The 16,328-nt window shown below is 35.4% G+C and carries 12 protein-coding genes; 9 read left to right on the top strand and 3 right to left on the bottom strand.

Annotated features, from left to right (window positions below; all coding sequences use genetic code 11):
* Positions 1-88: 88 nt before the first annotated feature.
* A complete protein-coding gene (gene tnpB, locus HUE98_RS03800) occupies positions 89-445 on the bottom strand; it encodes an IS66 family insertion sequence element accessory protein TnpB (protein ID WP_241420424.1) in 357 nt (118 codons plus the stop codon).
* Positions 435-791: an IS66 family insertion sequence element accessory protein TnpA gene (tnpA, locus tag HUE98_RS03805; RefSeq protein ID WP_241420423.1), complete on the bottom strand. Its 357-nt coding sequence runs from the start codon at positions 789-791 to the stop codon at positions 435-437. Before tnpA (HUE98_RS03805) ends, tnpB (HUE98_RS03800) begins: the two co-directional genes overlap by 11 nt.
* Positions 792-920: 129 nt before the next feature.
* Here tnpA (HUE98_RS03805) and HUE98_RS03810 point away from each other — a divergent pair, with 129 nt between their 5' ends.
* The 6 genes from HUE98_RS03810 (at position 921) to HUE98_RS03835 (ending at position 11,980) form a co-directional block, all read left to right on the top strand.
* Positions 921-2,084: a hypothetical protein gene (locus HUE98_RS03810; protein ID WP_241422549.1), complete on the top strand. Its 1,164-nt coding sequence runs from the start codon at positions 921-923 to the stop codon at positions 2,082-2,084.
* Between the two features lie 126 nt (positions 2,085-2,210).
* Positions 2,211-3,275: a hypothetical protein gene (locus tag HUE98_RS03815; protein ID WP_241422550.1), complete on the top strand. Its 1,065-nt coding sequence runs from the start codon at positions 2,211-2,213 to the stop codon at positions 3,273-3,275.
* 51 nt (positions 3,276-3,326) lie between these two features.
* Positions 3,327-4,466, top strand: coding sequence for an SIR2 family protein (locus HUE98_RS03820; protein WP_241422551.1), 1,140 nt, complete (start codon positions 3,327-3,329; stop codon positions 4,464-4,466).
* On the top strand, positions 4,463-6,277 hold the full coding sequence (locus HUE98_RS03825; protein WP_241422552.1) for an ATP-binding protein: 1,815 nt from the start codon (positions 4,463-4,465) through the stop codon (positions 6,275-6,277). Before HUE98_RS03820 ends, HUE98_RS03825 begins: the two co-directional genes overlap by 4 nt.
* 709 nt (positions 6,278-6,986) lie before the next feature.
* Positions 6,987-7,535 carry a hypothetical protein gene (locus tag HUE98_RS03830; RefSeq protein WP_241422553.1) on the top strand — a complete coding sequence of 183 codons (549 nt, stop codon included), beginning with the start codon at positions 6,987-6,989 and terminating at the stop codon, positions 7,533-7,535.
* 224 nt (positions 7,536-7,759) lie between these two features.
* Positions 7,760-11,980, top strand: a complete 4,221-nt coding sequence (locus tag HUE98_RS03835; RefSeq protein WP_241422554.1) for an nSTAND3 domain-containing NTPase — start codon at positions 7,760-7,762, stop codon at positions 11,978-11,980.
* A gap of 415 nt (positions 11,981-12,395) precedes the next feature.
* Here HUE98_RS03835 and HUE98_RS03840 read toward each other — a convergent pair whose 3' ends face one another.
* Complete coding sequence (locus HUE98_RS03840; protein ID WP_241422555.1) at positions 12,396-13,394, bottom strand: type II TA system antitoxin MqsA family protein; 999 nt, start codon at positions 13,392-13,394, stop codon at positions 12,396-12,398.
* A gap of 344 nt (positions 13,395-13,738) precedes the next feature.
* Here HUE98_RS03840 and HUE98_RS03845 point away from each other — a divergent pair, with 344 nt between their 5' ends.
* The 3 genes from HUE98_RS03845 (at position 13,739) to tnpB (HUE98_RS03855) (ending at position 16,301) form a co-directional block, all read left to right on the top strand.
* Positions 13,739-15,373, top strand: coding sequence for an IS1634 family transposase (locus HUE98_RS03845; protein ID WP_241421052.1), 1,635 nt, complete (start codon positions 13,739-13,741; stop codon positions 15,371-15,373).
* 263 nt (positions 15,374-15,636) lie between these two features.
* Positions 15,637-15,951, top strand: coding sequence for an IS66 family insertion sequence element accessory protein TnpA (gene tnpA / locus HUE98_RS03850; RefSeq protein ID WP_241420451.1), 315 nt, complete (start codon positions 15,637-15,639; stop codon positions 15,949-15,951).
* Entirely contained in the window at positions 15,945-16,301 is a 357-nt protein-coding gene (tnpB, locus tag HUE98_RS03855) for an IS66 family insertion sequence element accessory protein TnpB (protein ID WP_241420450.1), read from the top strand. The genes tnpA (HUE98_RS03850) and tnpB (HUE98_RS03855) overlap by 7 nt, the downstream gene beginning before the upstream one ends.
* Positions 16,302-16,328 lie beyond the last annotated feature (27 nt).

Raw genomic sequence — 16,328 nt, forward strand, 5'->3', positions numbered from 1 at the left:
GTTTCCTTTGGTATTTTTACTATATTTAGTATAGCATAAAAACGTCCAGAAAGCCAGTGTTTATGGGCATTCTTAGCACTTTTTTTAGTTAAAAACCACCCTCTATCTTAACTTTTTTTACGGCCTTTGGTTGGTCAATGGAAAGTCCCTCCAAGAGCCACCGAAGCTCCTGATTTGTAATAGAGCGAACTGCTTCGGCGTTCATTGGCCACTGGAACTTTCCGTTTTCTAATCGCTTGTACAGGAGCACGAATCCATCTTCTTCCCAGTAGAGTGCTTTGATTCGATCGCGGCGCCGGCCACAGAAGAGAAACAAACTGTTCTGAAAGGGATTTAACTGAAAGTTTTGTTGGACGATAGCAGCAAGTCCATCAATTGCCTTTCTCATGTCAGTATAACCACAAGCAATATATATTTTCTCGGCTTTGGAGATATCACCGAACATTTTGTAGTGCCCTTAAGGTATTTTCGATTAACGTCGTGGATGCATTGTTGCGAAGCTCCAATGTAACAGAACCAAACCGCAGAATAATTTGTGAAGTCGACTCTGAAACTGGACCGTCTGCATTTGCTGGAATGTTTACTGGTACGATTGAACTATTTTCTTCAAGAGATGGGATGGCTTCGCATGCCGCCTCACGTACTTTCCGCAACCAATAGTAGTAAGTTTTTGGGTTGATGTCATGGTCAGCGCACCATACCTTGACGGTTTGTCCACTACTGCGACATTCGCGGATAATTTGAGTCCATTGATTCAGCCGGTACTTTCTAGTAACTTCCCTGGTGTTCAACTCTAAACCTCCTTTTGGAGTTTTTCGACCTGGTCGAAAAACTCTACAAATTCTAATTTAGAGAATTGTCTCATATTACTAGGGAAGTTACCATACACCGACTTATTGAGCGCTTACAGAGTTTCTTATTTGGCACTTGATTCTCATTATGCACCAGTACCTTTTTCATTAAACCTAGCTTCAATAATTTTAAGTTTTAACGATGTGTTTGAAGATATTTTTGAATCCGATGCTGGCTTTCAATCTGCTTTAGTACAACTTGATTCAGTTATGCGTAGAAATGTTTATATGAGCGCACCTTCTCTACTAGAAATTTCAAGAGTTACAGAGAAGACTGTCAAAAATTTATATGAAGTTAGAGATGAATGCTCTAATATTAATGATTTATGCAATTTATTGAAACCCTCAAATCCTGGGAAACTTTACAAGATCAAAAAAGTTTTTAATATTCAATCACTTTCGCAGTCTCCTGAACCAGATTGGGATAGAAAAGCTACAATATATTTAGAATATCTCTTGGACCCCAATACGATTGAGAAACAAATTGGAGATACCGTTAAATTAGAAATGGCAAAGAGGATAAAAATCGGAAAGAGTTATTGTAGAGTTGGAGTACAATTTGATGCTGAAAAAAAATACTTGAATATTGCTTATGGAATTAATGAACAAATATCCGATATAAAAAAGTTAAAGGTTGCGTGCTCAATTCTATCAGATATAATAAGTTTTGAAAATTCACTAAACGGACATTTTGTTGTTCAGAATAATATAATAAATAATCATTTAAATTGTATAAAATTTGTTTTAAAAGCAATATTTTCTTGGTCAATAAAAATTAAGCTAGAAAGCCCAAATATTAGAATACTACCTCCAACATTTATAGGTAGAGGTTCGCTAAAGGCTAGTCAATGGGTAAAGCAATACGCAAAAAACCAAAATGCCAAAGGAATAACCAACAATGATTATCTTCATGAATTACAATTTATGGCTTATATTTTAGAAATATTAAAAGTTAAAGGTTTTATAATGTGCTATGTAGGCTCGACAAAGATAATATTGGATAGTTCGAATACTGAAGATGCTGAATTTGATGGTTTAATTTTTTTGCCAAATGAGAATCACAATGAAAAGTTTGCAATTATAGTTGAAGCCAAGAATGAAGTAAATGGTCATACAACCGGGAAAAAACAACTTAGAGCAAGGTTAGAAAAATTATGCGTTAAAAACATAGATTATGAAATTATAGCAGTTAAAAGAAAGGGAGCCTATGCAATATTAAGAATTACGAAATAAAGGAAAAAAATTATTTTCATAACTTTAAAGTTGTGGGGGACAGTTGTGGGGGACTGACCCCAATTAGGAGATTCTGGAAATTGCCAAAGGGCAAGGACCTGAATCTCCGGGCACGAGGTGATAATGATGATTCTGGTAGAATTTCAAAAAGGTAGTAATAGAGTATTTAATGATATACCGCCAGAGATTAATAGTAGCAGATGGAATCAACTATGCAATATAGGTTTAATTACTAATAGAATAAGACTAATTCATTCTGGTGCAATGCATTATTTAGATTACTCAGGGCTTGATCAAGAATTAAAAATTAGAATAGTAAAGGCAAACTTTTCATCTTGCTATGAAAACTCTTCAAGACTAAAGTTTAAAAGAGATCCTTCAACGGATCAAAGAAAAGATATAGGGTTACTTATGGGAACTGCGATAGGAGTTGAATCAATATTATCATCCTCAGATATAATTAAACCAGCAAATTTAAATAAAATAAGGCACATCAATTCTAGTAAAATAGCTGATTTTCAAGTGATCGGTCCTGGTTTAAATCAAATAACATTTGAAGTAAAAGGCAGGCAAAATGCATCGATTGAAATGGTTCGCAATAGCTGCGTAGAACAATTAGCTACTTACCCTAGACCAAAATATTCATTTATAACTAAAATTAAGTATAATGAGCAATCTGCTTGCACATGTTTTATTGATGATCCTGAACAGGATTTTACCAAAAGTGACGAAAGAACTAGTATAGTTAATGCACTTAGATATTATTCAAGTTGCATGAACTGGGCAGGTTTTTATCAACTTGCCGAACGTTTATATTATCGTTCAATAGAAATTGAAAAAGAAGCTAATCAAGGTTATCTTGCTTTTAATAGAAAAGGTTTAGACAGTCAATTAGTCAGAAAAATAGGCGTGGAAATAGATATTTTTAAGATTATTAATCAAGATTTTGGAGTGAAACTTAGGACGTTTATTCCGAAATCCACTCAATTTGATGATAGGGGTATGGTTATAACAGATAGCTATAGGATTGGCTTTTTTGTAACCCAAAGGTTAATTGAGACATTAATAGAACAGGATTTTCAAAATATTTTAGGTTTTAAAGAGGACGAAATAACTTATGAAGAAGGAAATATGTCTTTTGATTTGAGGCAAGATGGTACAGTTCTTTCTATAGAAAACTTTCGCGTGTAGTAAATCAATCTATCAATCTGTACTATTTAGAAGTTAATAAAGGGGGACAAAATGGATTTATTCGAGGAAAAAGTTGAAGAGTTGAATAAGCATTTAGCTTGTGAAAATCAGAATTGGATATTTGGTGCTGGCATTAGCTATGAAGCAAATATTCCATTAATGAAAACATTAACGAAAAGAGTTGAAAATTTACTTCCAGAAGGTGTCTTAAAAGAAATGTATAATAATATTACAGACGATCTACCAGATGATTACCATATTGAACATGTTTTAAGTCATATTGGCGATTTTATAACGCTATCTGAAAGGTCAAAGCATAGTAGTGTTGAATTAAAAAATAAAACTTACTCAACAGAAGAACTTGTTAGCCTGCATTTTGAATTAGTAAGTCAAATCGGAATAACAATTAGGTATGGTTATACAGAGGCCGCAAATGGAATTCCTGAAAGAATAGGTTCGATAGAAAATCCTATTGTGGATATTAAAAATCACAGAAATTTTGTAAAAGCACTTGTATCTTCAAAAGCTAATCTACTTCCCCGTTCCTCAATTTCATTCTTTACCACAAATTATGACACCCTTATGGAAGATGCATTAGCCCTTGAAAAATTTAATGTAAATGATGGGTTTAATGGCGCCGCTATCGGATTTTGGGATCCGGAAGTGTCTTTCAATACGAGTCCAGGTATTAATATTATTAAGCTTCATGGTTCTGTTGATTGGATCAAAGATACAAAAGATGGAATGATCCGTAATCGATATGGTGTAAATTATTTAGATCACTCTTCATGCGTCATAATTTATCCCCAAGCTACAAAATATATAGAAACACAAAAAGATCCGTTTGCGGCACTTTTCACAAAATTTAGAGAACAACTACATTCCCCTTTAGAGCATGTTACTATATTTGCAGGGTATAGTTTCGGAGATTATCATATAAATTCAGAAATAGAAATAGCTCTGAAATCTATTGGGAACAAAACAACATTAATTGTGTTTATTGATGATATAAATGAAGTATTATCAACTTGGCTTAAAGAACAAACAATTGCAAATAAAATATTTATAGCAACTAAAAAAGGTATATATCATGGTTCTGATACACTTATCTACAAAAGGGAAGAGGATACGTTAAACTGGTGGAAATTTAGCGAATTAATAAATTTCCTAAAGGATGGTGAACCATTATGATTTTGTTTAAAGAACACAATGATTTAAAAATAGGTAAAATAATCGAGGTAAACGGCAATTCAATAAAAGTTGAACTGGACAACAAACTAGGTAACTTGAGCAGAACTATAGATGGTAGAGTTTATTCTATTGGTCAGATGGCAAGTGTTATAAAAATCCATTTTGGTAGAAAAGTAATATTTGGATTTGTAAAAATGCTCAGAATGAGCTCGGAGGTTGACTTAATAGACGAAAAAAAGATAAGCCCCTCGGATGACTCTCGAATATTGGAAGCAGATTTATTTGGTGAAGCTTTCTGGAGTGAATCAAAAAGCAAATTAAGTTTCAATAGAGGTGTTGAAACTTACCCTTTACCATTGCAATATGCTTATCTGACAACAAAAGATGAATTAGAAAAAATCTATCAGTCGGCGGAAAAGGCAGCAGAAAGTCATCTTGACCCAATGCTTTCTATAGGTACTTATGTTGGAGCAAATTCAGCAGTTTGTAGAGCTAATATGGACAAGTTGTTTGGAAATCATTGTGCGATATTAGGTTCAACAGGATCTGGTAAATCAGCGACAGTTGCAGCTATTCTTCATTCTGTTATTGAATATAAATATGAGACTGACAAATCGCTTTCACCAAGAATAATACTTATAGATCCTCATGGTGAATATGCAAAAGCATTTCCAAATGATGCGATAGTTTACCGGGCATATTCCGAATCATCTGCTGGTGGTGAAGCTACAACAGAATTGAAGTTACCTTATTGGTTGATGTCTGGAGATGAATTTCGTTCCATAATTATTGGCAAAACAGAGCATGAAGCAACCTCGCAAAATAATATTGTATATGAGGCGCTTACTTATGCGCGTATGGTACAAGCTGGAGTTGTCAAGTCATTAGATAATCCCGATGGTGACCAAATCCCAGATTTGGTTGAAGGAAAAATTGAAGACGATAGATCAAATTTTGATAGGGATAAACCATTGGCCTTTAAAATGGGAGAACTCATCAAGCATATTGAACAGGTTCAAGGTAGGAAAACCGGTAAAAAAGATTCAAGAACAGCTTCCGATTCTATTTGGCAAAGAGTCGACTCTGTATTAAAAAAGATACGTGTCCTTAAAGCCAATCCGCAATTAAAGTTTCTAATGGAAGAATACTCCACCGATTCACCATCAATTAATAAAGTATTAGCGCAATTCATTGGGCAGGTTCCTGATTGTGAGAATAAGAATATACGTATTATTGATATTTCTGGCCTTCCGAATGAAATTTCAGGACCGCTCACAGCTGTTATTGCTCGATTGCTTTTTCAATATAAACTGTGGCAAACTCCCGAAGAAAGAAAAATGGATCCTATATTAATAGCTTGTGAAGAAGCTCATAAATATGTACCGAACCAAGGTGAAGCACAATACAAAGAAGCACAGGAATCGATCAGGAGAATAGCTAAAGAAGGACGTAAATATGGAATTGGACTCATGCTTATTTCACAGAGACCGTCTGACGTAGAAAGTACTGTTTTATCCCAATGCAATTCATGGATTGTGTTAAGATTAACAAACTCAAGAGATCAGGAGCAGGTTGCGAGATTCTTACCAGATAGCCTATCTGGGCTTACAAGAATTTTATCGTCTTTAACAAGACGTGAAGCGGTGTTTGTAGGTGAAGCAGCAGCATTACCAAGCAGAATAAAAATCAGGGAACTTAACCAGGACCAATTACCGGATTCGGCAGATATTTCATTTATTGAAGGTTGGGTAAATGCTCTTCATGATAACGAAAAGTTGCAAGAGGTAACAAATCGTTGGACAGGGCAGTAAAAAACAAAGAATGCACTTACAAAACATAACTTTAATACGGTTGTTTCTAATATAAAATTATACTAAATCTGTGTTTGTTTTGTTCGGAAATTCCGTCTCTTGCCCCTCGGGCAATTTCCCAAATTTCCTAAACGGGGCCCAGTCCCCAGTCCCCTTCTGGGACGAAATGGAAGGGCTCTGAAGTGACTTCCGTTCCGACCGAGCAACTCCCTTTAGGGAACTGCAGAGCCCGCATGACAGCTTATCTGATAAGTCAGTACCATGATATGGGCTTTCCAGTTTTGGAAGAGGGTCATGAAGGAGAAGCATTCGAAATAACCTATTTAACCTGGTCTTCCAGTTAATCGATATCATTATATTTATACCATAGCGTTTTACGGCACTGGTGCCCGGGAGTTTCCGGCCCTTGCCCCTTGGCAATTTCCAGAAACTCCCTCTCAGGGTCAGTCCCCCCACAACTTTAAAGCACTAAAGTATTTTTCTTTTTGTAAATATTTAATACTCTTGTGCTTATTCCGGCTAAATGGGACACCAGTTCCACCAGAATTGGACAAACCGTTTTGGAAAGATAAGAACAAAGGGTTTCGATAGCCCTTTATTAGGAGATTCTAGAAAATTACGAAAACAGGGGCCGAATTTTTACAGCGGAATATGTATTGATACTCGTATTCACTCTTAACATGCACCCTGGTCTGGAGGATATTAAGTAATGGACAAGGTGATCCGAAAGGGAATCGTTCAGATTCTCAGGAGAAACAAGAATTTACTAAGAATTCCCATACGTCAGAAAGCCAAGTTTGAAGGCTGGCTTAAATTTGAGCTTGCTCATTACCTCGAAGCAATAGGTATGAAAAGTGTCGAGGTTGAGTCTAAGGCTTGGCGCCGCCGGGATAGAACGGACATAACATTCTTTTATGGTGGGGAACCTTACAGTGTAGAATTAAAGACGCCAAATACTAATTGGAGAGTTGAAGGTGTAAATTCTAATGTCCGACCAATTACGAAAAATATTCAGTCTATCATCGATGACGCAATTAAGCTTAATTCCCCCAATGGGATTGTTGGTTTTGTTCTCTTTCCAATCCCAAGATGCGACAATCGTTGGAAAGTATATTTGAATCGCATCAACGATAACATCAATTTGGGATTGAGTAAAGATGAAAACTGTGAGTTAGTTGATATTCGCATTGATGCAGTTAACAAATGCAGCCTAGTTGTCTGCACGTTTAAGTCGAAGCGATTCTGCAATTGGCCTTGAGGATCAGGTGATTTTCGTTGAAATTGATTGTTGTTCCATGCCACGGTATTAAAAGGAATCTGCAGTTGTTCTGGAAACTAAATATCATTTATATAGCGGGAAAAAAGGTTAACTAAGTAACTTAAGTATCATATAGAGATAGGATGATATAATCACCAAATGTCGTTCAAAAAGCTGACCCTAAAAAACTGATTTTAAATTTAAATAAATGGGGTTGTAAGTGTATGAATAATATTAATAAAATTTATAGAGGTTATGAATACCAAATTGATGTAAGTGTATGGTGTGCTTTGCATCTGATTTTCGAGAGAGAAAAAGCAGAATATATTGAAATTGAACCAGCTTCACTGGAGGATATAGAAGCTGAATTTAAGATAGAATCAGATAAAAGTGAAGTAATTGCTACAACCCCTGGTAAAAAACTGATAGTTCAAGTTAAAAGCAAGTCAAATGGACCATGGGCTATTGTTGAAGTATCTAATATTCTAATAAAGTCAAAGAGTAATACAAAACCAAATAAATTATTACGAGTTAGCCCTATTGCACTTATGCAAAAAAATGAGGAATGTATTTATGTTCTAGTTACTGATGCCGATGTATCGAAAGATTTGCAACCTTTTTGTGTGCCGCAAATTGGAGATTTCTCGAAAGCAAAAGAATTTCCAGGCACAATTAAAAGAAAACTTAATCCAACGGTGGAAAATATTATTTTAGCTCATCGTTTTACCATTTTTTCAAAATTCACCTGGGATTATGCTAATAAACTATCTGAAGATATTTTACGTAAATTTGGAAATGTACCAATGCAATTTATTGTGGATTGCCGGCAAGAGATTGCAGAATCAGTAAGGAAAAGGCTACTAGGAAAATCTTCACGTAGATTAACTAAAACAGATATAGAAGATATTATAAAAAAATTTCAGGGATTGCCTCAACCAAATATTTTTTTAAATTATCATGTAATGCCACATGAACATACCCAAGCAAGAAAAATTCTCAATAAATATTATGCTATATTGATTTATGGTGAACCCGGAGTGGGAAAAAGTCTTTTTGCTGAAGCTTTAGCTTATGAATATAAAAAGCAAGAAATTCCATTTCAGGTTGTTACAGAATTGGACATGCCAAGAGGAATCTTGGATGCTTTTAATAGTGGAATGCCGGTTATTGCACATTTGGATGATCCTTGGGGAAGAATAACTCCTGGTCAAACTGCTGTGGAATGGTGTAATAGTATTGTAAACCTATTAAGACAAACAAGAGAGGATAGAAGGATAATTATTGTTTCTCGTGAGTCAGTTTTAGAAGATGTTTATCCCCTGGACAGTTTACCGATAGAACTTAAACGAATAGCGTTTAGGATTGATAAGGATTCTTATTCGGAAAAACAAAGGATTAAAATGATTGAAAGGCGATTAAAATATCTTCCAAATAGCAGTTTAAATCATAGAAAATTTATTAGAGAAAACTTGAGGGATATTTTAGATTCGCTTACTTATCCGGTAGAAATTATAGCTGTTATAGAAAGAATTAGTGAACAAGTGCCTCAGAATTATAAAGAATTCCAATTAACTCTAGAGAAATGCAAACAAGAAAATTTAATTCAAACTTATGTCGATGAACTCTGTTCAAAACCTTACAATCAAAAGTTGGCAGTAATACTGGCTTGGGTTCTTACTCGTACTTCACCAGAAAAATGGCAAGAAGATAGCGAAACTTTTAGAGAGTGGATAACACATTCCAATATTAGGCTATCGGAAGGGATTCCTGTAACCTCAACAATTAAATACCTTTTGAATATAGGATGGTTGAAAGTTGATGAGTATCGAGGATTATGCTTACGGGATCCACGTATTGAGCAGGCTATTGATGGGTTTTTTAATCGATATTCTGATGAGTGTAAAGATATTATAAAGATAATATTTAATAATTTGTTAGAATGCGATAGAGTATCTGACATCTTACGAATGATAGAAGGGCTCATCACTCAAAAGCTGCGACCATCTGATAAAATGTTAAGCACACTAGATGATTGGCTAACAGAAAATGCCTTGACATGTGAACAAAAGGAATTTCCTATGGCTTTACGTGCACTAGGTAATTGGCATGTAAAGGATAAGCCCTGGGCAATTCTGGCGAGAATTTTCTTTTCATCACAAATTAATAAAGAGAGGCCAAAAAGAAAAAAGACATTTTTTGAAGAAATTGACTTTGATAATTTAACTAGAGAAGATATTGAAGCAATTAAGAAATGTCCACAATCTAAGACTTTAGCAGAAAAGATAATAAGAGGATATTTTCCAGAGCATCACTCAGGTTTTAATCTAGACGAAGTAATCATAAAATTTAATCAATTTGACTGGTGTTTTCCTGATGCATGTTTAGAAGGTATTTTAAATAGTAAGAGAAAGGACATGATATTGCCTGTATTTGCACTAGGGTTAAAATTATGGGGCAATGAATTACAATTGGAACAAGCCCTTGAATACGTTATTCAGGAATATAATGATGCTAGTGTTTGGTATGACAAATGGCAAAATGATTATGGCAAAAAAATTGGTGAAGGAATTTTTAATGCAGGTTATGAAGCACATCTTTTGGAAGAACCAGGGGAAATTTTTATCCCACTCCAAGAAACTTTAGATATTTTAGTTGCTGGATTAGCCTTACGCAAGGATCCAATGTATTTAGAATATTTGGCTTCACGAAGTGAATTAACCAGTTCATGTTTTAATGCATTTGAAAATAATTTAGAAACTGTTTTTAATGAGGGATCATTTGAAAAATGTTTTTCTCATGCTAATGAGACGTATATTCGAAAAAATGCATGGCGTGCTATTGGAACCGCAAAATTGTACAACTTGGTTCCTAAATTACTGGATGCAATGGAAGCAAGCCATGTTGATGAAGTAAGAGGTGCTTTAGAGGGTTTAGCAAAATTATATGAGGCAGAAAAATTTGGGGCAATAATAAATAAAAAAGCAAACCAATGTAGATTTGTTTCAAAATGCAGACTATATGAAGCATCTAAAAACTTTGAAGGGCCTGATAAGTATATAAGTCCTAAAGAGTATCATCAGGCAATAAATATTAACTTTAGTGAAGATGAACAGGAAGTACTTAATATACTACCTAAAAGTGGTACAAATTTCGATGATATTGCAGGCATATGGGATAATCTTGCCACAATCCTTCAAGAAAAAGTAATATCTTTAGCAAGAGCAACTGATATTACAATTTCAAAAAGGGCACTAATATTTGCTGCATGTGGGCAAAATGGTCAGGTGCTTCCGTTAATCAAACATTGGTATAATTGTGATGAAAAAGAATATAGACTAGTAAAATTACAAGCCATTATTCAATACCCGGAAGAATATAATAAAGCTTTAGAAAAAGCAATTGAGGACGACCATTATCGCTGTCGTAAATTCGCAATAGAAAATATTGCTGTTGTTGCTAATAATAATCCAATATTAAAACAAAAAATTATTGACATGGCTTGCAATGACCCAAGCGCACTTATTCGTGAAACCTGTCTGAGTATAATAGGCGAATTTGTCTGGTCTGAAGGAATTAGTGGCTTAATTAAATTGTTAAAAGATAAAAGGGATAGAAGTGAAGGGTGGGAGTTACCGGATCATCATGTGGCACGGACAGCAGCTTTGCAAATTAGCAATTTTAGTAATTATGGCGACTTGTTACTACAACCTTTATTAGATTTTCTAACGGCAGGGAAAAAAGTACAGCCGGATATTTATGTTCATGTTTATGTAATTATATGTTTAAATAATTGGACAGGAAATAAAAATGTTATTGATTTTTTATCTGGGTTGCTCCTTGATGACTGGTATATTAAGACAGAAACTGGAAGTGGGTATATAAGACGTTTTGCTGCAGTCTGGGCTTTAGTCGGAGTAAAAGTAAATCAAATATATGAAAAATTAAAGACTTGTACTAGTGATGCGGATGATAGAATAGCGGGTCCGGCTATGATTGCTTTAGCAAATTATGGAGACTTAGGGAGGGAATCTTTAAGAAAGATAATACAATCTGATGAAAAAAAGATTTCAAAAAATAGAAAATTTCTGGCAGCTGTAATATTACTTGCAACTAAGACGAATAGTTTTCCATTTATGGAAGAATTGGCATCTGGAAATGATCCAATATTAGAACTGATAATAAAAATAAAAGACAATCAAGAATTGTTTGGGAAAATACCATTAACAGAGTGGTTAAATAATGATTCGAATCTATCAAGTATTGACCTGAATAAGGTATTTAAAGATTTAAAAGGACTCACACCTGCTTTATATTATATTATGGATTTTATTGTTGGTAAAGAGTGGGAAAAAGTATGTAAATTCAACATTTTGGAAGCAATTAATAAAACGATGCCAAATAGCATAGGAGTTATAAGTATTCGGTATTTTAATGGGTACGAATAATGTAAGAAGTGTGTTCGGCAAAATAGATGAAGGAAATAAACTATGAAAAGGCTTTAGAAAGAAATTAGTATAACCGCCAACCGTTTTGAAAACAAGCACCAAAATAAGGTGGTAAAAAATGCAACCCAAAATACTATACCCAAGGTAGAGATTAACGTAACATCATCAACTTGCACTAAAACTGTGATTAATGAGAACAATTGTTTGCTATATATTCTTCTTGAGCTTCATTTAATAGCCTGCCCTAAGTTTTTATATGGTATTTTTTGATTGTTGGATACAATACAATGACACTTGAACTGTTTCTTCCGCTAATTCATGTTGGTATGGGGTTGCTGCTCAAATATAGGGAACTGTTGAGGTTTATATAGGAGCGGGTAATCATCCTTCCCTATAAACACAATTAAATTTTCTTTCAAACATTTCTTTCAAACATCACTTTTGCATAATTTTCAACATCATCTGGCACAAGCATATTGTACTTTTGCTTTACAGCAGTGAAATACTCAGCAATCATCTCTTTGCTGATAATACGATTGGACTGTGCCTCAACAGGAAGGTTTCCACGAGTTTTTAACCATGGCATTTCAGAATGTGTAAAGCACTCCAGTATCTTTCCGCTATAGCAGCAGAAGTACTGAACGACACTGTCAATAATTGCTTTCTCTGCATCAGTAAAAACAGAAATATCAAAATCCTTTTCTCCCTCTATAGGGTCAAAACGATAACTGGAATATCGGTTATAGATATCTCTGTAAACGGGTCCATGCACCCAAGCTTCACAATCTTCCTCAAAAAGAAAATTACCCATGAATGCGTAATATAAACCCTGAACATAGTAAAGAGCTTTCTGCAAAGCCAATGGTGTAATATCCTCACATTTGAATAGCAAGTAATCAGTAACCTCATCTACTTTTGATTTTGATGATTGTAACTGACCAAGTATTTCTAATGTAGCTCTTTTACTCTTTTCATAAGCTGTTAATGATTTTAAATTCCCTTTGTTTTCCTCAAGTAAAGACATATAAAACTCAGGCTCATTATAAATCTTTTGCAAAGTATCTGAATATTGTTTTGTAGGCATATCTCCTTCGTAATATCGGGAAAAAGTCATTTCTCCCCAATTTAAAAGTAATGACAATGGTCGTTTTCCGATGTTATACTTTTGGGGTATTTCAAGAATGTTTTCAAGAGAAATTATCCCGTTCTTTTGTCGATAAGCATCGTATAAAGCTTTCAAGTTACCATCTTCAATTTCAGCCACATACACTTCATCATAGCATTTCGAACAAAATGCCTGATTACCTGCATATTCATATTCTTCGCCTTTCAAATTGTTTTTCATTGTTACAGTCTTTAAAAAATAAGGCTCTTCCTTTCTGCATGTTTCACAAAATGTCATTTTCTCCATCATAACGTTTCCTCCTTTCAATTCCGACCATTATCTAAGTAGATAATCAATCGGCTTGTTACGTTTATGGAATGATATAACAACTACTCGATTTCCTGATGCTAAATCAATAATATTAAACTTCGTGTATATATCCACCAATTCTTCTTTGCCGCTAAAATTAAATAGCATAACCTGAGGACAAAACACATATAATAGACATTCAACAACCTAATTTTTCCCATTCGAGCTAATTATACTAGATAATCACATTTAAGAAAAATATTTTCATAAATAGCGTTAATTTACAGATATTGCCTTGTACTATTTTCCCTTCTGTTATATGATAAAAACAGGAGGGGATGAACATGACTGCTGATATTGAAATGTACCATTGTGGCCCTGCTGCACTAATTTCAGCTCTATATGACCAGTTGAAGATTGGCAATACCATTGATGAAATGGTTTACTGGGATCCGGCACAGTGCCGACTTTCTCCTGGCACAAGAATTAAAGCACTGGTCATCAATATGTTTGGAGGACGCAAACCCCTATATCGAATGGATGAATTTTATGCAAATTTGGATATTGAAAACCTTTTCGGCAAGGGTGTAATCAAAAAAGATCTGACGGACTATACCCTGGCCCGTTCTTTAGATAAACTTGCAGATCGAGGGCCCCAGGAGGTGTTTTCCACCTTATGCCTTAGGGCCATATGTCATGAGCAAATTAAAATAAAGTATTTACACAATGACACAACATCTGTATCTGTGTACGGTGCTTATAACGAAGAAGACGGAGACGACTTTATCATTACGCAAGGACACAGCAAAGCCAAGAGGCCCGATCTTAACCAATTCTTATTTGGCCTTAGTGTAACTCAAGACAAAGTACCGGTCTGTGCGGAGGTAAAAAGCGGAAATACCAGCGATAAGACCTGGAACTTTAAATTTATCGAAAAACTAGCAGAAAATTTTGACCCAGATACTTTAAAAGACATTATATACGTGGCTGACTCATCTCTGGTTACTGAGAATAATTTGATGCAAATCGACAAGCACAAGCTAAAGTTTATTTCCCGACTCCCGGGCAATTTTTCACTGGAAAAAGAAATCAAGGCTAGGGCCTGGAAAGAAGATAGCTTTATAGAACTGGGAACCTTTTCTGATAAAAAAGATTCAGCTGTTTACCGGGTTCAGGAATTTACAGAGGAGCTCTGTGGAAAAAGCTATCGTTTTCTGGTGATGCATTCATCCAAGCTAGACGGTCGTAAAACCCGGTCTCTTGAAAAAAAGCTTCTTAAAAGGCAAAAAGAGCTAGAAAAGGCCATTGACGAACTAGAGAAAAATGCCTATGCCTGTGCACCTGATGCCGAAGCTGCTCTAAAAGCCTTTAAAAAACAGTGCGGGGATTCAATTTATCCCGTAACAGGTGAAGTCTTGGCTCGGGAAAAGCGAAAGCCCGGTCGACCGGGGAAGAATACCCCCAAAGAAATTGTCTATTTTCTTAAGCTTCAGTATTCCACCGATGAAAAAGAGATACAAAAAGAAAAGGAACGTCTGAGTTGTTTTGTGCTAATTACCAACCTGAATGAGTATACATCGTCTGAGATTTTAAAAGAATACAAAGCCCAGAGCAGTGTGGAAACTTCTTTTAAGTTTCTCAAAGACCCGTTTTTTGTCGGTCCTATTTACCTGAAGAACCCGGAACGGGTAGAAGCATTGGCCTATGTTTTGTTAATTGCTCTACTTATATTTGGTATCCTGGAACGTCGAGTCAGGGAAGCATTAAAAAAAGAAACGGAACCACTCGTCATCCCTGGAAAAGTGAAAACATTTAATCCAACCGGTAAAAAGATTCTGCAAAGCCTGGAATATGTGTTGGTAATGACCACTTCAAACCCTGATCGCCGTGCTTTTTCTAAAAGTTTTAAAGTGCCCAGAGTATTAGCACTCGCTGGTTTTGAGCCGGATATTTATCTTGATGTTAAAGATAATTCCTAGAAATTCCAGAAATTAACTAAAGATTTTTGTGTCCCAGGGTGTTGAATATCTAATATAAAACTTCATGCTCGAATCCTAAATTAGTATTCTGTAATGTATGACAAAAATCTTCTGGTTCAATTTTTAATAAAATTTCACTTTGTTTCCTACTGGTTAGATTGTATTCATTTTTAAGTAAGCGTCAAACTGTGCCCACATAGTAATCTTCCATAAAATATGCGATAATTTTCCTCAAGTAAACCAAGTGAGGAGGATTTGCATTTATGACAAAAGAAGAACTGAGAAAAATGTGGGAAGCACGGGTATCGGCTTTTAGAGTCAGTGGGCAGAGCACCACAGAATGGTGCGCTACACATGATATTAAACTTCATCAGTTACGCTACTGGCTTCGCAAATATAAAAACATAGAAAACTCTGCTGCTCCAGCACAATGGATGTCAATAGAAATAGACAGTTTAGGTTCCAACCCTGGGAACGCCATGCTAGTAAGAATAGGCAAAGCAGCCATAGAAGTAAAACCAGGATTTGACAAACAGCTACTCTCAGACCTGGTAATGACATTAGCAGACATATGCTGAACGAAAATACCGTAGAACGGGTATACCTGGCCTGCGGAAGCACGGATTTGAGAAAGGCGATCGACGGATTGGCAGTTCTGGTAAAAGAAGGCTTTGAACTGGACCCCTTCTCCCCCTGTTTATTTGTATTTTGCAACAGAAAGAGAGATAAGCTAAAGATTCTTCATTGGGAACACAATGGTTTTTGGCTATATTATCGACGTTTGGAGCGAGGCAAATTCCAATGGCCGGAACAGCCCAGCTTTAAGCCGATAAAAATCAGCTGCCGTCAGCTGCGCTGGTTACTGGATGGTCTGTCCTTAGATCAGCAACAGGCTCATTCGGCAGTAACAGCTCGTACGGTCATATAAAACATAGCAATTTCACAAAAAACCACT

The organism is Candidatus Contubernalis alkalaceticus (genome assembly GCF_022558445.1).
Classification (GTDB): Bacteria; Bacillota; Dethiobacteria; order SKNC01; family SKNC01; genus Contubernalis; species Contubernalis alkaliaceticus.

What these genes read in the sequence shown, in the direction of transcription:
- tnpB (WP_241420424.1), bottom strand. Translation starts at nt 445, where the DNA reads ATGTTCGGTGATATCTCCAAAGCCGAGAAAATATATATTGCTTGTGGT.
- HUE98_RS03815 (WP_241422550.1), top strand. Translation starts at nt 2,211, where the DNA reads ATGATTCTGGTAGAATTTCAAAAAGGTAGTAATAGAGTATTTAATGAT.
- HUE98_RS03820 (WP_241422551.1), top strand. Translation starts at nt 3,327, where the DNA reads ATGGATTTATTCGAGGAAAAAGTTGAAGAGTTGAATAAGCATTTAGCT.
- HUE98_RS03825 (WP_241422552.1), top strand. Translation starts at nt 4,463, where the DNA reads ATGATTTTGTTTAAAGAACACAATGATTTAAAAATAGGTAAAATAATC.
- HUE98_RS03830 (WP_241422553.1), top strand. Translation starts at nt 6,987, where the DNA reads ATGGACAAGGTGATCCGAAAGGGAATCGTTCAGATTCTCAGGAGAAAC.
- HUE98_RS03835 (WP_241422554.1), top strand. Translation starts at nt 7,760, where the DNA reads ATGAATAATATTAATAAAATTTATAGAGGTTATGAATACCAAATTGAT.
- HUE98_RS03840 (WP_241422555.1), bottom strand. Translation starts at nt 13,394, where the DNA reads ATGATGGAGAAAATGACATTTTGTGAAACATGCAGAAAGGAAGAGCCT.
- HUE98_RS03845 (WP_241421052.1), top strand. Translation starts at nt 13,739, where the DNA reads ATGACTGCTGATATTGAAATGTACCATTGTGGCCCTGCTGCACTAATT.
- tnpA (WP_241420451.1), top strand. Translation starts at nt 15,637, where the DNA reads ATGACAAAAGAAGAACTGAGAAAAATGTGGGAAGCACGGGTATCGGCT.
- tnpB (WP_241420450.1), top strand. Translation starts at nt 15,945, where the DNA reads ATGCTGAACGAAAATACCGTAGAACGGGTATACCTGGCCTGCGGAAGC.